Source organism: Billgrantia saliphila (assembly GCF_002930105.1).
In the GTDB taxonomy this organism is placed as follows: domain Bacteria; phylum Pseudomonadota; class Gammaproteobacteria; order Pseudomonadales; family Halomonadaceae; genus Halomonas; species Halomonas saliphila.
In genome coordinates this window covers 1-19,120 of sequence record NZ_PJRN01000018.1, presented here as the reverse complement: position 1 = coordinate 19,120, position 19,120 = coordinate 1, and the positions used below count along the sequence as shown (strand labels likewise).

Annotated in this window: 17 protein-coding genes; 6 read left to right on the top strand and 11 right to left on the bottom strand. The window is 60.6% G+C overall.

Annotated elements, in window-relative coordinates; translation table 11 throughout:
* Nucleotides 1-43 precede the first annotated feature (43 nt).
* A complete protein-coding gene (locus CYJ07_RS17145; RefSeq protein ID WP_104204941.1) occupies nucleotides 44-946 on the top strand; it encodes a LysR family transcriptional regulator in 903 nt (300 codons plus the stop codon).
* Between the two features lie 172 nt (nucleotides 947-1,118).
* Here the strand turns inward: CYJ07_RS17145 and CYJ07_RS17140 are convergent, their stop codons facing one another.
* From CYJ07_RS17140 to CYJ07_RS17110, 7 genes are read right to left on the bottom strand one after another with little or no spacing between them, the layout of a single operon-like run.
* Nucleotides 1,119-2,060 (bottom strand): CobW family GTP-binding protein, encoded by a 942-nt coding sequence (locus CYJ07_RS17140; RefSeq protein ID WP_104204940.1) that lies wholly within the window; start codon nucleotides 2,058-2,060, stop codon nucleotides 1,119-1,121.
* 10 nt (nucleotides 2,061-2,070) lie between these two features.
* A complete protein-coding gene (gene speB, locus CYJ07_RS17135) occupies nucleotides 2,071-3,021 on the bottom strand; it encodes an agmatinase (protein WP_104204939.1) in 951 nt (316 codons plus the stop codon).
* 1 nt (nucleotide 3,022) lies between these two features.
* Entirely contained in the window at nucleotides 3,023-3,331 is a 309-nt protein-coding gene (locus CYJ07_RS17130) for a cupin domain-containing protein (RefSeq protein ID WP_104204938.1), read from the bottom strand.
* Nucleotides 3,332-3,339: 8 nt separating this feature from the next.
* Nucleotides 3,340-4,662 carry a TRAP transporter large permease gene (locus CYJ07_RS17125; RefSeq protein ID WP_104204937.1) on the bottom strand — a complete coding sequence of 441 codons (1,323 nt, stop codon included), beginning with the start codon at nucleotides 4,660-4,662 and terminating at the stop codon, nucleotides 3,340-3,342.
* On the bottom strand, nucleotides 4,649-5,218 hold the full coding sequence (locus tag CYJ07_RS17120) for a TRAP transporter small permease subunit (RefSeq protein ID WP_104204936.1): 570 nt from the start codon (nucleotides 5,216-5,218) through the stop codon (nucleotides 4,649-4,651). Before CYJ07_RS17120 ends, CYJ07_RS17125 begins: the two co-directional genes overlap by 14 nt.
* Before the next feature lie 14 nt (nucleotides 5,219-5,232).
* A complete protein-coding gene (gene dctP, locus CYJ07_RS17115) occupies nucleotides 5,233-6,279 on the bottom strand; it encodes a TRAP transporter substrate-binding protein DctP (RefSeq protein ID WP_104204935.1) in 1,047 nt (348 codons plus the stop codon).
* A 33-nt stretch (nucleotides 6,280-6,312) separates the two neighbouring features.
* A complete protein-coding gene (locus CYJ07_RS17110; protein ID WP_104204934.1) occupies nucleotides 6,313-7,917 on the bottom strand; it encodes a zinc-binding metallopeptidase family protein in 1,605 nt (534 codons plus the stop codon).
* 93 nt (nucleotides 7,918-8,010) lie between these two features.
* Between CYJ07_RS17110 and CYJ07_RS17105 the strand changes: the two genes are divergently transcribed.
* The 4 genes from CYJ07_RS17105 (at nucleotide 8,011) to CYJ07_RS17090 (ending at nucleotide 13,883) form a co-directional block, all read left to right on the top strand.
* Entirely contained in the window at nucleotides 8,011-8,934 is a 924-nt protein-coding gene (locus CYJ07_RS17105) for a LysR substrate-binding domain-containing protein (RefSeq protein WP_104204933.1), read from the top strand.
* A gap of 105 nt (nucleotides 8,935-9,039) precedes the next feature.
* The gene (locus CYJ07_RS17100) at nucleotides 9,040-10,773 is read left to right on the top strand and encodes an amidohydrolase (RefSeq protein WP_104204932.1); all 1,734 of its coding nucleotides are present in this window, start codon (nucleotides 9,040-9,042) and stop codon (nucleotides 10,771-10,773) included.
* Between the two features lie 36 nt (nucleotides 10,774-10,809).
* Nucleotides 10,810-12,441: a 5-guanidino-2-oxopentanoate decarboxylase gene (locus tag CYJ07_RS17095; protein WP_104204931.1), complete on the top strand. Its 1,632-nt coding sequence runs from the start codon at nucleotides 10,810-10,812 to the stop codon at nucleotides 12,439-12,441.
* Entirely contained in the window at nucleotides 12,438-13,883 is a 1,446-nt protein-coding gene (locus CYJ07_RS17090) for an aldehyde dehydrogenase family protein (protein WP_104204930.1), read from the top strand. The genes CYJ07_RS17095 and CYJ07_RS17090 overlap by 4 nt, the downstream gene beginning before the upstream one ends.
* An 818-nt stretch (nucleotides 13,884-14,701) precedes the next feature.
* Here the strand turns inward: CYJ07_RS17090 and CYJ07_RS17085 are convergent.
* Both CYJ07_RS17085 and CYJ07_RS17080 read right to left on the bottom strand, forming a co-directional pair.
* A complete protein-coding gene (locus CYJ07_RS17085) occupies nucleotides 14,702-15,454 on the bottom strand; it encodes a ZIP family metal transporter (protein WP_104204929.1) in 753 nt (250 codons plus the stop codon).
* A gap of 335 nt (nucleotides 15,455-15,789) precedes the next feature.
* Entirely contained in the window at nucleotides 15,790-16,230 is a 441-nt protein-coding gene (locus CYJ07_RS17080; RefSeq protein ID WP_104204928.1) for a phasin family protein, read from the bottom strand.
* A gap of 359 nt (nucleotides 16,231-16,589) precedes the next feature.
* Between CYJ07_RS17080 and CYJ07_RS17070 the strand changes: the two genes are divergently transcribed.
* Nucleotides 16,590-17,066 (top strand): methylmalonyl-CoA mutase family protein, encoded by a 477-nt coding sequence (locus tag CYJ07_RS17070; RefSeq protein WP_156085520.1) that lies wholly within the window; start codon nucleotides 16,590-16,592, stop codon nucleotides 17,064-17,066.
* Here the strand turns inward: CYJ07_RS17070 and CYJ07_RS17065 are convergent.
* Both CYJ07_RS17065 and pta read right to left on the bottom strand, forming a co-directional pair.
* Nucleotides 17,037-17,834: a TSUP family transporter gene (locus CYJ07_RS17065; RefSeq protein ID WP_197038416.1), complete on the bottom strand. Its 798-nt coding sequence runs from the start codon at nucleotides 17,832-17,834 to the stop codon at nucleotides 17,037-17,039. The two genes, CYJ07_RS17070 and CYJ07_RS17065, sit on opposite strands and share 30 nt — an antisense overlap.
* 22 nt (nucleotides 17,835-17,856) lie before the next feature.
* Nucleotides 17,857-18,873, bottom strand: coding sequence for a phosphate acetyltransferase (gene pta, locus CYJ07_RS17060; protein WP_104204925.1), 1,017 nt, complete (start codon nucleotides 18,871-18,873; stop codon nucleotides 17,857-17,859).
* Nucleotides 18,874-19,120 lie beyond the last annotated feature (247 nt).

The following is a 19,120-nucleotide window of genomic DNA, read 5'->3' as shown; positions in this document are numbered from 1 at the left end:
TTCCAGGAAATGATGCCAATCAGCGCCCGATCGGAGCCAGCTCATGGATCGTCTCCAGACTTTGGAAGTCTTCGTCGCGGTGGCCGATGCCGGCAGCTTTGCCGCCGGAGGGCGTGCCATCGGCATGAGTGCCCCCTCGGTGACGCGAGGCATCAATACGCTGGAAGCACGTCTCGGGGTACACCTCTTCACGCGTACCACGCGACGTGTTCGCCTGACGGAGATCGGAACGCGCTACCTGGAAGACGCGCGGCGCATTCTCCAGGAACTGCAAGCGGCCGACGATGCCGTCAGCGGTGCGGCGGCACGACCCACCGGGCTGCTGCGTATCAACTGCCCCAATGAGTTCGGCCGCATCCACGTCATGCCGACCCTGCTGGAATACCTCGACACCTATCCGGAAATGCGCGCGGAAATCGTGATGGTGGATCGCGTGGTCAACATCATTGAAGAGGGCTTCGATATCGCGGTGCGTATCGGCTCGCTGCCCTCCTCCGGCCTTTCCGCCATCAGGGTGGGGAACGTGCGCCGGGTGGTCTGCGCAGCGCCCGACTATCTCGCCCGGCATGGTACTCCCATCACCCTGGAGGACCTGACGACACACCGCATCCTCGCCACTACGACACTGAGCGCCAACAAGGAGTGGCGCTTTGGTAGCGACTACAATCAAGTGGTACGTATCCACCCGCGCGTGACGGTCAGCAGTATCGCGGCCTGTATCGAGGCCGTACGCAACGGCTGGGGAATCACCCGGGTTCTTTCCTATCAGGTGGGGTCGGATCTCGAGGCAGGACGGCTAAAGGCCGTGCTGAAAGCCTACGAACCCCCGCCGTTACCCATCCACTTAGTGCACAGCGAAGGCCGTGGCGCCGTCGCCAAGATACGCACCTTTCTCGACCTGGCAGCGGAGCGTTTGAGAGGCTCGGTGACTCTCAATCCTAGCTGAGCACGGCAACGGGCTGAGGGAAGGCTTACAAAGACCGGCAGTGCCCTTGGATATAGAACAGGCGACGCCAGAAGCAAGGCGGGAGATGGCGGCGAGAATTCGAATATGGTGGCCCAGCATCACTCGAGCGCATCACATACAGCGGGCTGAGAGAATCCTGCGCGCTTCAGCGTTACAACCTATCTAGGCGCTGGGTTAGCCATTCCCAGAGAGGCGGTGACTCCTCGCCGATGAAGACCAGTTGGCTCTCGCCTTTCGACCAGTTCTCAAGCTCTCGGCTGGTCAATCGCCCGGCCGCACGCTGCAGCGCCAGCACGCGACCGTCCTCCAGGCGAACGACTCCCTTGAAGCGCAGGATTTGCTTGGGCATTTCATGCAGTAGAACACTTAGCTCAATCATGTCGACGGCACCCTCGCGCTTCCAACTGAGCGTCTTGAGCCCCAAGGCTTGAATGCTCGTCGCCGGGGAAGGAGCAGACCGCACGCGACGAAACATTGGCGCCTCGCTCGATGTCGGCCAGAAGACGAAATCCGGCGGCAGCGCTGCCTGGCTGGCCCTCACATGACGGGAGCCGGGCAGCAGGATGGCCTGCTCGAGCCGGGTGACGATTTGCTCGTCCACCAGGTCGGTCTTGTTGATCACCACCAGGTCGGCATTATCAACCTGGGAAGACACAAGATGCCGCAGCGCCGGACTCAGGCTTGTGTAATCGAGCGCGGCATCGACCAGGGTGATGACGGCCTCCAGCCGGGCTCGGGCGCGAATGCGGGGATAGTGCAGCACGTTCACCACCCGCTCCGGGTCCGAAACGCCGCTGCATTCGATCAGCAGATGATCGAGCTGCCCTCCCCGACGCTTGATCATCGACTCGATGGAAGAGGAAAGCTCACCTTGCAGGCTGCAGCATACACAGCCGTTGCTCAGAGTGATCAGATCGTCGCGACGCTCATCGACCAGCGCTTCGTCGATGTTGAGCGCCCCGAAATCGTTGACCATGACCCCAAGCCGACGACCGTCGGCATGCTGCAACAAGTGATTCACCAGCGTCGTCTTTCCGGCTCCCAGGAAGCCGGCCACCACGGTAACGCCGAGTTCGGCTGTCACGCCCCGCATGGAATCCCCATCAATCACGATGCAGGACGCCCGGCAGCACGCACAACATTTCGTACAGCAACGTGGCTCCCATCAGCGCGGTATTACCGCTGGGATCATAGGGCGGGGACACTTCGACCAGATCCCCACCGACGATGTTGAGCCCCATCGCACCGCGCACGATCTCGAGGCCCTGGGTAGAGGTCAGACCTCCCATTTCCACGGTACCCGTGCCGGGCGCCACGGACGGATCGAGGCCGTCGATATCGAAGGTAATGTAGACGGGGGTGTCGCCCATTTGCGCACGCACCTCCTCCATCAGCGGTGCCAGCGAGCGATACCAGCACTCTTCGGCCGGCACCACATGAAAGCCCTGCTGACGGCACCAGTCGAAGTCCTCGGCCGCATAACCGGTCCCGCGCAGGCCGATCTGCACCACCTTGCCGTGGGCCAGCACCCCCTCCTCCTGAGCACGTCGGAATGGCGTACCGTGAGCCAGCGGCTCACCGAACATGTGCTCGTTCACGTCGGCGTGGGCATCGATGTGGATCAAGCCTACCGGGCCGTGCTTCTTCGCCATCGCGCGCAGGATAGGTAACGTGATGAGGTGATCGCCCCCCAGGGTCAACGGGATGCACGCGTGCTGGAGCACCTCGTCGTAATGCTTCTCGATGATCTCGACCGATTTGGGCAGATGAAAGGTGTTGATCGGCACATCGCCGATGTCACCCACCTGCAGGCTGTCGAACGGTGCGGCACGCGTGGCCATGTTGTAGGGCCGCAGCATGCGCGATTCGTCGCGAATCTGGCGCGGCCCCAGCCGGGTGCCCGGGCGGTTGGAAGTAGCGATATCCATCGGTACCCCGATGAACGCGACATCGAGCCCCTCGGCACCGTCATGGGCAGGCAGGCGCATCATTGTTGCAGGCCCGCCGAACCTGGGCATCTCGTTGCCACCCTGCGGCTGGTTGAAAGTCGCCATGTTATTTGTCCTCCTGGGTCGCCTTGAGCTCGATCTCGACGAAGGCAAAGTGCCCCTCGCCCGCGTTGATGACGTTATGCTCGACGCCGGCCAGGCGGCGGTAGGAAACGCCTGCTTTGACCTCGCTTTCGTGGTATCCCTCAGCAGTGTGCAGACGCATCACGCCATCCACGAGCGGAACGACGACATAGTCATGGAGGTGACGATGCCAGCCAGTCTCCGCGCCAGGCGAGAAATCCCAGCGCGTTACGATGACCTTGTCATCCTCGAGTTGCCGTGTCGGTTCGGCCGGTAATGGTTGATGGCTCATGAAACCTCCTAATCGAAGATGAGCTCGGGCAGCCACAAGGCAATCTGCGGAAACAGCACCAGCAGCACGATGCCGAGTATCTGCATGGCCAGGAACGGGATCACCGAGCGATAGAGATCGCCGGTCGTCACCTCTGGAGGCGCCACCGAACGCATGTAGAACAGGTTGTAGCCAAAGGGCGGGGTCAGATATGCGCTCTGCATCGCCAACACGAACAGCGTGGCAAACCAGATCGGATCGAAACCCAGCGCCTTTATGATCGGCACATAGAGCGGCACGGTGATGAACAGGATGGCCGAGTCGTCCAGGAACATGCCCAGTACCAGATAGCTGAGCAGAATCACGCTCAGGACGAGGTAAGGACTTAGGTCGGCGGCCATTATCTGGCCCACGATCGCCTGGCCAGCCCCCAGGGCGATATAGATCTTCGAGAAGATCACCGCACCGATCATTATCCACATCAGCATGCCCATGATGCGCGCCGTGCTGAACAGCGCACTGTTGAGCATGGTGAGGTTGAGCTTGCCGTGGGCCAGGGCGCAGAGCATGGCACCAAAGGCGCCCAGCGCCGAAGCCTCGGTGGGCGAGGCCACGCCGATCGCCATGGTTCCCAGTACCACGGCGATCAGGGCGCCGGGCAGTATCACCGCCTTCAGCGCGACAACTTTCTCCCAGAAACCGATCCGCTCGGAGACTTCGATGGGTGGCCCCAGCGTCGGGTTGCGGTGACAGCGAATGCCGATGTAGAGCATGTAAATAGCGGCCAGCATCAGGCCGGGCATGACCCCCGCGGCGAACAACTTGCCCACCGACTCGCGGGTCAGGAAGGCGTAGAGGATCATGACCAGGGAGGGCGGAATCAAGAAGCCCAGCGCGCCCCCCGCCATGATGGCACCTGCCGAGAGCTGCTTGCTGTAGCCGCGCTTGAGCATGGCGGGCAGCGCGATCAGCCCCAGGCTTACGGTCGCGGCACCGGTAATGCCCACCATGGCGGCAATCAAGGCACAGATCACCACAGTCCCCATGCCCAGACCGCCGCGTACGCCCCCCATGATCTTGTAGATCATCTCGAAGAGATCGTCGGCGATGCCGGATCGCTCCAGGATCATTCCCATCAGGATGAACAGCGGCAGTGCGACCAGAATGAACTCGTTCATCAGGCCGAAGACCGAAGGCAGCATGATGCCGAGACTGTCCGGCCCCCAGATCCAGTAGCCGAAGCCGACGCCCACACCCATCAGGGTCCAGGCCAGCGGCACTCCGAAGAACATCAGAGTCAACATGGCCCCGAACATCAACAGCGTCAGCAGTATCGGATCAATGCTTACCATGGGAGTCCCCCCGAGTGTCGGTAGCTTGACCGGACGAAGGACCGGTTTCGAGGGGATGGCCCAGTAGGGTGCAGAGGTGCCGCAGGGTGTTGGCCAGCATTTGCAGCATGATCAGCAGCACGGCCAACGGAATCATCACTTTCACCGGCCAGATGATCGGTGCCCAGGTGCTACGGAAGGAACGCTCCTGCATGGCCACCGATTGCATGGCGAAGTCGTAGGCGCTCTCGAGCAGCAACGCCAGCAGGATCAGCGTGAGCACGCCGATGATGAAGGAAACCAGCGCTTTCCCTTTCGTCGAGAGCCGCTGGTAGAAGATATCGATCCGGACATGACCTTGCCATTTCTCGGTGTAGGCCCCGGCCAGGATGGCATAGACGCCGTAGGTCAGCGTCGAGGCCTCATGCGCCCAGTTGGTGGGCGAGCGCAGCAATTGCCGCGCCGCCACCTCATACACCAATACGCAAACCAGGGCGAAACCGAGCCAGGCGACCAACCGTCCGAGCCACTCGCTCAGGCGGTCCTGCCAGCGGATCCAGGCGTGAAGCAGGTGCATCGCTTGGCTCCCAGTCACTCGAGGCGGCCCTTGTCACGGGCCATGTTGCGAATCATCTCGATGGCCTCGGCAGCTTGCGGCGACTTTTCGGCTTCGGCATCCCAGACTTCCTGAGCCGCCTCGGTCATCGCCAGTACATCGTTCTCTGGGAGGGTGGTGATTTCGAACAGGTGAGCAGCCTCCTCGTTCCATTCCACGAACTTCTGGTGGCGATAGTCGGCCCACTCGGCGGTGACCTCCATGAAGGTCTCCTGGAGATCTTCCGGCATGCGGTTCCAGACGTTCTGGTTGACCAGCACGTTGTCGACGAAGCCCGGATAGAGCATGTTCATTTCGGTGTAGCTGGTGGCCACCTCGTTAAGCTTGAGTACCGAATAGTCATAGGGACCGCCATAGATCAGACCGTCGATGGCGTTGGTGCTCAGGGCGATGTAGAACTCCTGCGGCGGGATATAGACCGTGGGAATGTCGAAGTGGTTGAGAACCGCCGACACGGACGGAGTCGCACGGATCTTCAGCTCACTCAGATCGGCCAAGGAGTCGACCGGCTCCTTGGTGAGCAGGTCGAACTTGCCACCGAAAACCGGCACGGTGTAGTGAACGCCCTGCTGGGCGTAGTTCTCGGTCAGCAGTTCCCCCAGGCCGCGCTCGTTCCAGAGCTCCTGAGCTTCCTCGAGGCTGGTCCAGGCCATGGGAATGCCGGACTCGAGCACGGCCGTATCCATCTGCCCACCCCAGTAACCGCCGTAGCCATAAATGGCCTGCAGGGTGCCGCTGCGCAGTGCGGCGAACATCTGGTCATTGGGCACCAGCTCGCCCCCACGAAAGATATTCAGCTTGATTCGGCCATCGCTGGCTTCATGCAGCATGTCTTGAAGACGCTCGAAGATCGCATCTTCTTCGGTGCCGGTGTAACGCTGCATGCGAATCTCAATAACCTCACCGTCTTGGGCCAGCACGGATACCGGAAAGGCTAGAGCACTACCCGCCAGGGCCAAGCAAGCCAGACCAGCCTTGATGGAGGTGGCAACGGGTCGAATGGTGAACTTGTTGTTATCCATGATCTTCTCCTGCTGAAGTGGGAAGCATTAAGCCTACCGGGGTGCCTGGGAGCACTCGTTGGGTGCCGGAATCACCCAGTCGTTCTCACCACGCGGGGTGGTGACGTATTCAGGCCAGCGGAAATGAATCGGCGGTTCGTAATCGCACAGCGGGGCCAGCCACTGGTCGCCGCCGACACCGCCACCGGTACGCTGTTCGAACTCAGCCTTCGCCGCGTTCAGTGCGTCCGGCTCCTGGAACAAGTCGAGCAGCGTCAGCCCAACCGTTTTCGCCGCCGTCTCGATCATGGGATCGATACACGGAGCCAAGCCACCCAGGGCATTCATGACCCAATCGGGGTATGCGCCGCCATCGTCACGGGGCGCCAGCGCCGGGCGTCCGATGTACAGGCGCACGGTCGGTGCATGCCAGCTGTATTCGGTGTAGTCGTCGGAGGTGAAATGGGTCTGGTTGGGCGGCAGTATCTGGCGCAGTTCACGCTCAGCATCCTGCGGCTTGCGCAGGGTTTCGATATCGGCCAGGAAGGGCTTCTCCATTGGTGCCATGCCCAGGTTGGCCTGGATCCGGCGGGCAAGCTCAATGGCCTCGTCGCCCAACCGCGGCGCTCCAATCCGCTCGAGGTTGGCATAGGTCAGTTCAGCCAGGGCATGGTTCGGCAGGCCGGGGCGCGACTTGGCGACCCAGTGACGCTCGACCCGGCAGTGGGTCAGCTTGGCAACGGATTCGGCGATATGGTCGAGCCCCCTGACCACATGTTCCGCCTGCTCCACTGACGAGACGCGAATGAAGTACTGGATCTGGGACATCTGCGCCGCCAAGTTGTCCGCGGTCGCCTGGCCGGCGTTCAGGATCGCCTCGTTCATCGACCAGTTCAGGCCGCTGGCCAGCACATGCTCGCGCAAGGCCTTGGCGTTGAGGTACATCTGGGTGACGGCGTCGTTGGCCCCCGGGGCACGAGCGCTGGCATGGGAGGCCGCGATGGGAGAATGGCTCCCGCGGGTCATCCAGGTCTCGGGGCTATCGCACAGAAAGGTGTAGATCACACCATAAGCGGCGCCGCAATGGGTGTCCCAGCGCGTGGTGTTGCACAGGGGCAGCATATAAAAAGGATGGAAGCTGATCGCCGCATCCAGGTCATCGTAATAGCCGCGTGCCGCATGGATCGGCTTCGAACCGCGCACCTTCTCGGCCGGCTCGCCGAAAAACTTCAGCGTGCCGCCGATACCCTGCTCCTTCATCAGCGCCTGCATGGCCAGGAAGCCACCCAGGGAGCCCATTCCCAACGCGGAATGCGGGTCGGTATGGCCGCCGGCCCAAGGGCTCAGGTTGTCGCGGGGACGTTTCACCACGTCAGCCGCCTGACAATTGCCGGGCACCGCATCGTACTCCGCATAGCCGCCAAGGGTAGGACCCTCACCGTTGCTCCAGGTGGCGCAGAAGGCCGTGGGCATGCCACCCGAGCCCTCCTCCACCTCGAAGCCGTGTTCGCGCAGCAAGTCGACATAGAAACGCGCCGAGCGGTATTCCCGCCACGCGGTTTCGGCGTAGTGCCAGATGGTCTGGTTCCAATCGGAAAGCTTGGGCATCAGCGCATCGACGCGCTGGGTGAGAGCATCACGTTGAGTTTGCGTGGTCATTCAGGCTCCTCTTGGGAGTGTTATTGCTTTGAAAACCACTATAGAGCAAACTCAACTCATCAAAAGTCAAAAATAATCATCTGATTGGTCAAAATGGCTCAACAAAAAGCGAACCATCTTCCCTCGCTACAGGCCCTGCGCGCTTTCGAGGCCCTGGCAAGGCTTGGCAGCCTGACCGACGCCGCCGATTACCTCAGCCTTACCCGTAGCGCCATCAGCCATCAGCTGCGGCTGCTGGAAAGCCAGCTCAACATACGCCTGTACGAGCGTCGGGGACGCGGCGTAATCCTGACCCCGGCGGGTCAGCTCTATGCCGGTGAAGTCCGTGAGGTACTCCAGAGCCTGGAGCGGATCCACGCCAATCTGCCGGACCAGGAGTACAACGGGCATTTGCACGTCTGCATGCCGCCTGGCTTCGCCGCAAGCGTCATCAGTCGCCATATCAACGATTTCTACTGCGCCTACCCCACCATACGCCTGCACCTGAGCACCAATCGCGAAGACGAGACGATCAATCAGCCCAACTTCGATCTCTTCGTGGTGTTCAGTGATGGCGTGCATACCGATCAGCATGTAGAGCTGTTGGCGCAGCCGATGTACCACCCCGTGTGCAGCCCGACCCTGCTCAACGAACTCAACATCACCCATCCCCGCGACCTGGATCGTGCCACCCTACTGCACTTGCACGACGTACATGACTGGCAGCTCTGGCTGGCAGGCTGTGCGGGAAAGAATCAAGTCAAGTTCGAGTCCGGTATATACTTCTCAAATGTCCTGCTGGTGCTGCAGGCGGCACTGTCCGGCCAGGGCGTCGCCATCGGCGACGACGTGGTGTGTGGAGATAGCCTGCGTCACGGCCAACTTGTTCGCCCTTTCGGCGAGAAGATTCCCAGCGATCGGGCCTACTACCTGGTCACCCCTCACAGCAAACTAGAAGATCCCAACGTCCAAGCTTTCAGTGATTGGATCAAGAAGCTGCTGGAGGGATTGCTCGGCGCTCCAGCCTTGTCCAGTTGAGCTGTTGAAGCGACAGGAAAGCTCACCTCAGACGCAAGAAATTAACACCTCAGACCCTTTTTTACTGGTTTAAGGTGAATCTTGCACAACAATAGAGGTGAAACCATGTTCGATCCCTGGCGTTCCAGCCATGCGCCCGCCCCACGCCATGCCGATATCGTGTTGCAAGGGGGAAAGATCTTTACGCTCGATCCTGCTCGCCCCTGGGCCGAGGCGCTGGCCATGGCCGGCGGGCGTCTGTGCGCGCTGGGAGACGACAGTTCAATGCACGAATGGATCGGACCCGATACGCGAGTGATCCCGTTGGGCGGCCGCTTTGTCATGCCCGGCCTGCACGACATGCACACCCACCCGGACCTGGGGTTGGCAGCCAAGTATGACGATTCGCTCAAGATCGGCATCGAAGATCCCACCCCCGAGCAGGTCAAGCAGGCTATCCTCGATTATGCCGCGAGTCACCCCGGAGACGGTTGGATCCATGGCGCCTATTTCGTGCGTTACACCTTCCGTCAGACTGGGCTGACCCCAGGTCGTGAATGGCTGGATAGCTTCATGCCCGACCGCCCAGTGGCCATCCTCGACCGGATGTGGGGAACGATGATGGTCAATAGCAAGGCAATGGCCCTGGCCGGTATCGACCGTCACACTTCAGACCCGCGCAATGGCTACATGGAACGCGACCCGCTGACCGGCGAGCCCACTGGTCTGATGATCGACGGTGCCTATGCCATGATCCACGCCGCCATGCCTCCCACACCTGTGGAGGTACTACGCAAGGCCTATCAAGAAGGTTTGCACTTTCAGACCAGCCGCGGCGTTACGGCGACCAAGTACGTGCACGTATGCGAACAGCGACTGGCCGCCCTCAAGCAGCTCGATGATGCAGGCAAGTTAAGTCTACGCGTAGAAGCGGCTATCAGCTGGCAAGACGACATCTTTCCGGTCAAACGACGCTGGGAGCTGCTCTGCGGCGAGCGCCACTACTATGCCAGCAGTCGCCTGAGCGCCAATGCCGTCAAGTTCCATTTCGACGGAACCGTGGAGCCTCGCTCCTCCTTCCTGCTCACGCCCTGGGAGAACGGCGACGACTGGCGCGGCAAGATCAACCTCACCCCCGAACACCTGCGCGACATGCTGGTCGACATGGATCGCCGCGGCATACGGGTCATTGCCCACTGCACCGGCGACGGCGCCTCCGACCTGTTCCTGGATGCAGTGGCAGCCACCCGGCGCATCAACGGACCCAGCGGCGTACGCCACCAGTGCGCCCACAGCACCATCCTGCACGACGCCAACCTCGCCCGCTTCGCCGAGTTGGACGTCATCGCCGAGTTCTCTCCGGCGGCCTGGTATCCCTCGCGCTTCACCTCGGGTGCACGGGCCGGCTATGGGAAGGAGCGACTGTCGCGCGCCTACAACCTGCGCGGTGTGCTGAATGCGGGAGGCGTGGCGGTCTTCGGAACCGACTTCCCGGTAGCCTCCATCGACCCCTGGCTCGCCCTGGAGACCCTCGTGACACGCCAGAACCCCTGGGAGCCAGGTGAGGAGCGCTTCGGCACACCGATCAGTCTTGAGGAAGCGCTACGCGTCGCCACGCTGAACGGCGCCTATGCCATGGGGCTGGAGCACGAAACCGGCTCGCTCGAAGTGGGCAAGTCTGCCGACCTCATCGTGCTGGACCACGATCCTTTCTCTCGTGTGGTGCGTGGCAATCTGCATCGCACCCAGGTAGAGCTGAGCTTCCTCCAGGGCCAGCCGGTCTACGACCGCGACCGTGCATTGATCAACTTCGGTCTGGAAGCCACCTGGCAAGACCAGCCGCCAGCACTAGCCTCGTGAGCCGCCAAAATCATGCACGCTTTACGGAGTCCTGACATGACCTGTGCTGAACTACTCATTCGTCTCCTGCGCGACCGCTACGGCGTCGATACGCTCTTCGGTATTCCCGGGGTGCATACCGTGGAGCTGTACCGTGGCCTCGAGGAGAGCGGTGTGCGCCACGTCACGCCGCGCCACGAGCAGGGCGCTGGCTTCATGGCCGATGGCTACGCCCGTGCGACGGGCAGGCCCGGCGTCTGCTTGATCATCACCGGGCCCGGTATGACCAATATCGCCACCGCCATGGGTCAGGCACTGGCCGATTCGGTGCCCATGCTGGTGATTTCCAGCGTTAATCGCCGGGACACCCTGGGCCGCGGTCAGGGTCGACTGCATGAGCTTGAGAGCCAGCAAGGTCTGGTGGCAGGCGTGTCACGTTTCAGCCACACCCTGCTTGATCCCAACGGCCTGCCCGAAGTGCTGGCTCGGGCCTTCGCTGTCTTCAAGGGTCAGCAGCCGGGGCCGGTACATATCGAGATTCCCATCGATCTCTTCGACACCGCGGTAGAGCCTCCCGCGGAGTGGGCGGCACCGGTTATCTATCCACCTGCCCCCGACCCCAACGGGCTGGCCCAGGCGGCCCAGTGGCTGCGTGACGCTCAGCGCCCGCTGGTGCTGCTCGGTGGCGGCTGCGTCAACGCACCCGATGCGGCCAGAGAATTGGTTGCTCGCCTGGACGCGCCGACAGCAACCACCATCAATGCCAAGGGCCTTCTGGGCGATGCGCATGCGCTGGACCTAGGAGCCAACACAGGGCTGCCGGCCGTGCGCAAGCTGGCGCGCGAAGCCGATGTCATCCTGGCCATCGGCACCGAGCTTGGCGAGACCGACTATGACGTGGTCTTTGATGACGGTTTCGCCCTCACTGGCCGGCTGATTCGCATTGATCTGGATGCCCAGCAGTTGGTGCGCAACCAGTCCTTATCGTTAGGCCTGGTTGGAGATGCGGCGCAGGCTATGGCAGGACTGCTCGCGCATTTCCCGGTCCCCTTGGACAAGCAGGGCTACGCCCGCGCCAGCATGACTCGTGAAGCGTTGAACCTTGCCCAGGATCCTGCTCTCTCCCCCTTCGTACCGCTGTGCCAAACCCTGCGACAGGCACTGCCTAACGCCATCTGGGTGGGCGACTCCACGGCCCCGGTCTACGCTGCCAACCATCTGCTGTCGCTGCCGGCCCCTCGACACTTCTTCAATGCCTCCACCGGCTACGGCACGCTGGGATACGGCCTGCCGGCGGCGCTGGGGGCCCAGCTTGGCCAGCCGGAACTGCCCGTCATCGCATTGGTCGGGGATGGGGGCGTTATGTTCACCCTCTCGGAGCTGGCCACTGCCGTCGAATACCGGCTGCCCGTGGTGATCCTGCTATGGCATAACCAGGGGTACGAGGAGATTCGTCGCTATATGGACAATCACGGCGTCGAGCGTCTAGGCGTAGACATTCAGGCGCCCGACTTCATCACGGTAGCCCATGGGTTTGGCTGCCTGGCCACACGGGTTGATTCTCCCCCCGAACTGGCCACGGCGCTCGACAGCCGCCCGGCCGACGGGCCGTTTCTCGTCGAGGTCGACGCCCATGCCTGGATGGCCTGGTGTCAGGACAACGTACCCGCTGCCAAGGAGCCTGTATGACACCCCTGGGGCACCAATTCATCGACAACCAATGGGTCGTCTCGGCAAGCGAGCGGCGACTGCCCGTGACCAACCCCTACACGGAAGAGCTAATCACCGAGGTGACGACCGGCCATCCACGCGACGTGGATGCCGCCGTGGGCGCTGCCCAGCGAGCCCTCCTCGCCTGGCAGGGGCTTACCGGCGCCGAGCGCGGCAGGTACCTCGAGAGTTTCGCCGATGTACTATCGCACCGGCGAGACGAGCTGGCACGGTTGTCGTCGACCAATAATGGAAAAGTGTTGACGGAAGCGAACATCGACCTGGACGACGCCATCGCCTGCTATCGCTACTACGCCCAACAGGCACGAAGCCTGGACGAGCGCCAGGGAGAGCGGATTCGGCTCGACATGGAAGGGGTCGAAGCGCGGTGCTATCACGATCCCGTCGGTGTCGTCGGGCTCATCACCCCGTGGAACTTCCCGCTGGTGACGAGTGCCTGGAAAGTCGCTCCGGCACTGGCCGCGGGCTGCACTGTCGTGCTCAAGCCCTCGGAAGTGACGCCGTTGCCGGAGCGGGTCATCGCTGAGATCGCCCTTGAGGTGGAACTGCCGGCGGGGGTGCTCAACCTGCTTTTTGGCGACGGCAACGGCATCGGTGCCCCACTCAGCGCACATCCCGGTATCGACAAGGTTTCTTTCACCGGTAGCAACCGGGTGGGCGAAGCCGTGATGCATGCCGCGGCCGAACGCACCGTTGGCGTATCACTCGAACTAGGCGGTAAATCGCCCATTCTGGTGATGGAGGATGCCGACCCCGAGCAGGCCGCCGACTGGGTGATGGCGGGCATCTATTACAATGCGGGGCAAATCTGCTCAGCGACTTCCCGGCTGCTGGTTCACCAGGACGTAGCAGAACCGCTCTACGCGGCCTTGGCACACCGCATCGATGCACTCGAGCTGGGCGATCCACTGGCCGAGGGTACCGACATGGGCCCCTTGACCAGCTCCTGTCAGCGCGACGCTGTCCGAGGCTACCTAGCCGTGGCCGATCAAGAAGGTCTCGTGGCGGTACGCGACGCACGCCACCGCACCCTACCCGAACGCGGATACTTCCTGGCACCGACGCTGTATCGCGATGTTCCCACGACCAGCCGCCTGTGGCGGGAGGAGATATTTGGCCCGGTACTCTGCGCCCGCAGCGTAGCCGACGAAGCGGAGGCAGTCGCACTCGCTAGCGACACTGAATTTGGCCTGGCAGCTACCGTGATCAGCGGGGATCCACAGCGAGCTAGGAGGATCGGCCGCCAGCTCAAGGCCGGCAGCATCTGGTACAACAGCGAACAGTTGGTGCTACCCCAGACTGGCTGGGGCGGCTTCAAACGTAGCGGGATCGGACGAGAACTGGGTCCGTGGGGCCTGGCAGCCTTTTTAGAGGTTAAGCATTTGATAGGGCCCTGCTAGAGTCCAAATGAAAGAGTTGAGGTGTGGTAGGCAAATTTGCTACCACACCTAAATGCAACATAATCATAGTTATGATGCATTTTTCCTTTCCCACCTAAAAAACCGAAGCCTATGGGTATGGCAAGTCCCTTCAGCCACTCATTCTGTACTTAAGAAAATTCTTGAAACACCTCAAGCCCCTGCCACCTCTGCGCTTTTCCAGATAATTCCAACCATCTAGGCTCTTTCTCACCCACACCCCAACATCCTCAATATCACTTCCTTTCGAAGCCGACCTGATATCTGGTATCGCACCTTCTACAACTAGAAGCTTCCACTCCTCTCTGTCACAAGAGTCAAATGGTGCTCATTTCGGATTGCTGACTTCAGCGCAGCATTAAAACTTGGCTCCAGACTCCTGCGGCCAAAAAGCGGTTAGCACCTTCGCGAATTTTTATACTCACTCACTATCGCGAGGCTTGGCGTTGCGAACGGCGGTGGCGGTCAGTTTGTTCGTCTGGCGTTGGCTCATGGGGCACCAAATGGGCAACATGTGGCTGTGCCGCCATTCATGCCCCCTTTGTCGGGGGGCATGTCAAGAATCCTCCTGACATGTCATGAAACGCTGACAAACCCACAAGGCCGATGGCAGCAAGGCTTCTGGCATGTACTGAGATGAAAAGGGATGGGAAGTTGGTAGGCCCAGCTGAACTCGAACCAACGACCAAGGGATTATGCGTGCAACCTAACAGCAGCCAAGACCCAGGTGGTTGGCGCGACCGACCTGGGTAATGAGGGCGGGTCGAGAAGCGGAAACGACCCCGCGCAGACTGCTCCCTTCAGTTCGCCAGGGCAAAGGACACTACAAAACCCACGGCGGTGGCGAAGGAGTTCAATGGACGGCCCCGCTCGAACGCCTCAGGCATAAGCGTATCGGCCAGCGAGGCCAGTACCGCCCCACCAGCGAAAGACAATGCGAATGCCAGAGCCCCGGCCTCCAGGCCTGTGGCAAGACTTCCGAATAGCACGGTCAAAGTCAGGATCACGGCGGCTCCGGACCAGATCAGAATGACGCGAAGTGGTCTTTGGCCGCCTTTGCGCATGGCCATGGCGCCAACCAAAGACTCCGGCAGGTTGGAGGCAAAGATAGCCATCAGCAGGGTAAGACTGGCCTCCTGTTGCAGACTGGCACCAAGCGCCAGGTTCTCCGGTACGCCGTCCAGCGTCACAGAAGCCAGCAAGGCGAAGCCCATGCCCCGAGAAGCCCCTTCCTTGAGCACCTGGATCTCTTCGGCCTTGCCAGCACCGGCCTCTGTGTCGGCAGCGAGCGGGGCGGCCCTCTTGTCCAGCCAGGTGTTGATGATAACGAAGACGCCAGCACCGGCGATTAATCCGGTTGTTGAACGGGTGAGCCCCCCCGCCTCCACAGCCAAGGGAAAGAGATCGAAAGCCAGAGCCGAGATCAAAGTGCCACTAGCGAAAGCCAGCAACACGCCGGTGATACGGCGGCTCGGCGACCAGTACGACCCGGCAACCCCGCCGATAATCAATGCGATCGATGCAATTGCGCCAAAGCCCAAAGCCATTTCCATAGCCAATGCTCCCTTTATGATGACTGGTGTCAAAACAGCCCTGTCAAAACCCCATAGTTAGAGGCGCCTCTGAACGGAGGTCAGGTCAGCCAGGTCGTCTATGGGACAGGACTGAAAAGGAAGATAGCGGATATTTTTATCTTCTAAAAACAAGATGTTTCGAAGAAATAAGTTTTCAGGAGATTATCCACTACGGCCGGCGTCAGCGCAGCAAGGCGTTAGCCGTGCGGAGGGAGCCATCAACCGGCCCATGGCCATCGCTCACATAGCAAAAAGCCGCCGATCATGGATCGGCGGCCTGAATCTTGCGTCGGCGCGGCCCGCAGGCCTAAGGCTTACTTGGCCTTGGAAGTAGTTTCCTTGACCGCCTTGGGCGCGGACTTGCTTCCAGTCTCGCTCTCGGCGGCCGACTGAAGGTCTTGCTGGGCCTGCTTGACGCTATTCTCGGTCAGCTTCTGGCTTTGCTGCACGAAGTCCTGCTGCAGGGCTACGACCTTGCCGGCATCGCCCTTCAGGCGCTCGGTCAAGTCTTTGGCAACGGCCTGCTGGCCTTCCAGATAGCTCTTCAGGCCCTCGGCATCCTTGACCTCGGACAGGCTACGCAGCTGCGCCAGGGTGGTGTCGCTATATGCCTTGGTAGCCTCGAGCTGGGCATTGACCAGCTTCTCGGTGTAGTCGATGGACAAAGCAGCGAAAGCGCGAGCCGGGGCGAAGAAAGCGGACTCAAGCTGGGCGGTATCAAACTGCTTGGCATCGAATGCGAATGCGTTGCTCATGATGGGAACCTCCGGGGTTCTGAATGCCTTGGAGCGGGAGATTCCCGCTCTGCTGCATACCACACACGGTAGCAGGGAATTTTGTGCACTGCAACATAGCTCGGAGCATGGGTACGCGCCTACCACCTGACAGCCACACAGCAGCCGATCGAAGCGACCGGCTGGCGGGGTTGGGCACGGCGAAGGCGAAGCTCGGTGTCAGCGCAGCAGGATGTGAATCGTGCGGGGTCGGGTCGGCCTGGCGGGTCAGCGTGCGGGTGTCATGGATTGGGTGATGGTGGTAGGGGTGGATGGGCTCGGTGGTGGTTCAGTGACGTTGACGCTGGGGCACGGCACGTTTCTGCAAAGACGCACGCAGGTTGTCGAAGTCGCTGCGCGGCACGCGCTCGACCTCGCCATACTTGCCGACGAACCACGTGGAGTGGCTAACTGACAAGATGGAAGAAGAGACACGCCGAGTCATCGATGAAATCGATGAATATGGCGGCGTGGAGAAGGCGATCGAGGATGGCTACCTGCAGGCGCGAATCGCCGAGCGTGCGCATGAACGCAAACAGAAGGTCGACAAAGGGGAAAGCGTCATCGTGGGCCAGAACTACTTTCGCCGCGACGATCAGAGTGACGACTTCGGTGAGGTATTCAAGGTTGACCCGAAGGCTGCCCAGCGGGTGCAGGAGAAGTATCAGCGCGTCATGGCCGAGCGTGACTCGGCCAAGGTGGAGCAGCCGCATATCAGAGATGCTTCAACTTTCCATGCAGTGCCACTGCGCTGTAGCAACTCGAGAGTCATCGCTGATCAGTTTCCTTTACTCTCCTCCACTCGGGGTTGCCAATGACAGCAAACCCTTGATCAAAATAAACATACCCAGTGCGATCAAGGCCAGCATGGCCAGCCTACGCATTTTCTCGGCAGAGCACACGGGAGGGTACCGACGGCCAAGCCAGGTCGCGGCCCCCACGACAGGTATCGCCCATATGGCAAGTTCCCAAACATCTGCTGTCAGTCCTCCCTGGGTTGCGACGAACAAGGTGCGCATCCCCGAGGTGATAGCAAAGCAAAGGATCAACAAGAGCCGTATCGTTTCCAGCGGCAGCGGCTGGCGATAACAGTGATAAATGGCCGGCGGACCAGGAACGCCGAATAGTCCACCACAAAGCCCCGTCAACACACCACTGACGGCATAACTCCAAGGTGGGGACTCCTGCAGTCGTGGACGCGGGCGCAGCCCGACGCTCACCCCCCCATAAAGCACAAGGACGCCCAGCAGAAGTGTAAGCAGCGCCCTGGATGAGGCGCTCAACCAAGCCAACAGCCAAACGCCAAGCATGATGGATGGCACGATGCCCATTGCCAGGGCAATGACGCGATGTTTCCCCAGGCCGCGCCACCCTCCCGGCAGGGCTATGGCACTATTCGCTAACGTCAGCAAACTTACCACCGCCGCCAGCACCGGTAGCGACGCTACTCCAAGCCCGCCAGCCGCTCCCATTACGATCATTCCGAGGCCGAATCCCGCTACTGTATGTAGGTAACCGGCCACCGCCATGACGGCCAGTGTCCCTAGCAGCGCCCCTGACTCCATCGTCAAGGTAGTCGGGATCATATTAGACTTCCTTGAAAGACCATCAGTTGTCGGGAGCGCCCGAGAGCCTTTGTGCTTGCACTGAGGTTACAGCTATCACGTTGTAGATATCTCCAACGCTACAGCCGCGCGACAGGTCGTTGGCCGGCTTGGCTAGTCCCTGAAGCAGCGGTCCAATGGCTTCGGCACCGCCGATTCGCTCGGCTAGCTTATAACCGATATTGCCAGCCTCCAGATCAGGGAAAATCAATACATTGGCGTTCCCTCTGACTTTAGAGTACGGCAGCTTGCGCTCAGAAATCTCTGCGACGATGGCGGCATCTAGTTGAACATCCTCATCTATGGCGAGCTCAGGCCGTTGGGCCTTAACATTACGGGCTGCTTGGACTACCTTGTCCACATTCCCGTGCGCAGCACTGCCACCAGTAGAGAACGACAGCATGGCCACCCGTGCCTCTTCATTTAATAGCGCCTCGGCACTGTCTGCTGCCGACATGGCGATTTCGGCCAACTGATACGCATTCGGTTCAATTACCAGACCACAGTCAGAAAAGATCATACCGCCTTTCATTTTGTGAAAGGGCTTGCACAGCATCATTAGAAAGAAACTGGATACTATGCGAAATTCTGGTGCTATGCCTATGATCTGGATAGCTGTACGAACCACGTCGGCTGTAGTGTATACCGCCCCCGCCACAGAACCATCCGCATATCCCTCCCGCACAAGCAGGTTGGCAAAACAAAGAGGAACGTAAACGGCAGTCTCGGCTTCTTCACGGGTCATGCCTTTCTCCCCGCGCAGCATATACAAGGCCTTCTGCAGATCGCCTGTCAAGGGTGAGTCGGCCGGATCAATTACCTCAACGAGCTGCAGATTGAGCTCATGCTGAATGGATAGTGACTTTATCTTATCTCGCTCTCCGACCAGTATAATGTGAGCAATGCCATCCTCAGCCGCTTTGATGGCGGCGTGAATAACCCTCACATCTTCTCCTTCACAGAGCACTATGCGCTTAGGAGTTTGGCGAGCACGCTCGAGAATCCGATATAGCGCCTTCATTGCATGAACCTCCTGCCTTGGGCTAAGAAAACTACCCCAAGAAAAAAAGCTTCGATAGAAAAAGCCCCCGGACGAGCCGGGGGAAGACCACATCCACTGAACAAGCAGGGCCTTAAACGTAGTCCTGGTACTTCTCCAGCAGTCGCACCGGCTTCTTCAGTGCGTCGCGGCGGAAGGGATCACCCAGCTCGCGCGTGCACATGATCTCGATAACGCAGGTCTTGCCTTCGTTCATCTGCAGGTCCAC

Excerpts from the sequence above, each read along its gene's own strand:
- CYJ07_RS17145 (WP_104204941.1), top strand. The coding sequence starts at position 44 with ATGGATCGTCTCCAGACTTTGGAAGTCTTCGTCGCGGTGGCCGATGCC.
- CYJ07_RS17140 (WP_104204940.1), bottom strand. The coding sequence starts at position 2,060 with ATGCGGGGCGTGACAGCCGAACTCGGCGTTACCGTGGTGGCCGGCTTC.
- speB (WP_104204939.1), bottom strand. The coding sequence starts at position 3,021 with ATGGCGACTTTCAACCAGCCGCAGGGTGGCAACGAGATGCCCAGGTTC.
- CYJ07_RS17130 (WP_104204938.1), bottom strand. The coding sequence starts at position 3,331 with ATGAGCCATCAACCATTACCGGCCGAACCGACACGGCAACTCGAGGAT.
- CYJ07_RS17125 (WP_104204937.1), bottom strand. The coding sequence starts at position 4,662 with ATGGTAAGCATTGATCCGATACTGCTGACGCTGTTGATGTTCGGGGCC.
- CYJ07_RS17120 (WP_104204936.1), bottom strand. The coding sequence starts at position 5,218 with ATGCACCTGCTTCACGCCTGGATCCGCTGGCAGGACCGCCTGAGCGAG.
- dctP (WP_104204935.1), bottom strand. The coding sequence starts at position 6,279 with ATGGATAACAACAAGTTCACCATTCGACCCGTTGCCACCTCCATCAAG.
- CYJ07_RS17110 (WP_104204934.1), bottom strand. The coding sequence starts at position 7,917 with ATGACCACGCAAACTCAACGTGATGCTCTCACCCAGCGCGTCGATGCG.
- CYJ07_RS17105 (WP_104204933.1), top strand. The coding sequence starts at position 8,011 with ATGGCTCAACAAAAAGCGAACCATCTTCCCTCGCTACAGGCCCTGCGC.
- CYJ07_RS17100 (WP_104204932.1), top strand. The coding sequence starts at position 9,040 with ATGTTCGATCCCTGGCGTTCCAGCCATGCGCCCGCCCCACGCCATGCC.
- CYJ07_RS17095 (WP_104204931.1), top strand. The coding sequence starts at position 10,810 with ATGACCTGTGCTGAACTACTCATTCGTCTCCTGCGCGACCGCTACGGC.
- CYJ07_RS17090 (WP_104204930.1), top strand. The coding sequence starts at position 12,438 with ATGACACCCCTGGGGCACCAATTCATCGACAACCAATGGGTCGTCTCG.
- CYJ07_RS17085 (WP_104204929.1), bottom strand. The coding sequence starts at position 15,454 with ATGGAAATGGCTTTGGGCTTTGGCGCAATTGCATCGATCGCATTGATT.
- CYJ07_RS17080 (WP_104204928.1), bottom strand. The coding sequence starts at position 16,230 with ATGAGCAACGCATTCGCATTCGATGCCAAGCAGTTTGATACCGCCCAG.
- CYJ07_RS17065 (WP_197038416.1), bottom strand. The coding sequence starts at position 17,834 with ATGATCCCGACTACCTTGACGATGGAGTCAGGGGCGCTGCTAGGGACA.
- pta (WP_104204925.1), bottom strand. The coding sequence starts at position 18,873 with ATGAAGGCGCTATATCGGATTCTCGAGCGTGCTCGCCAAACTCCTAAG.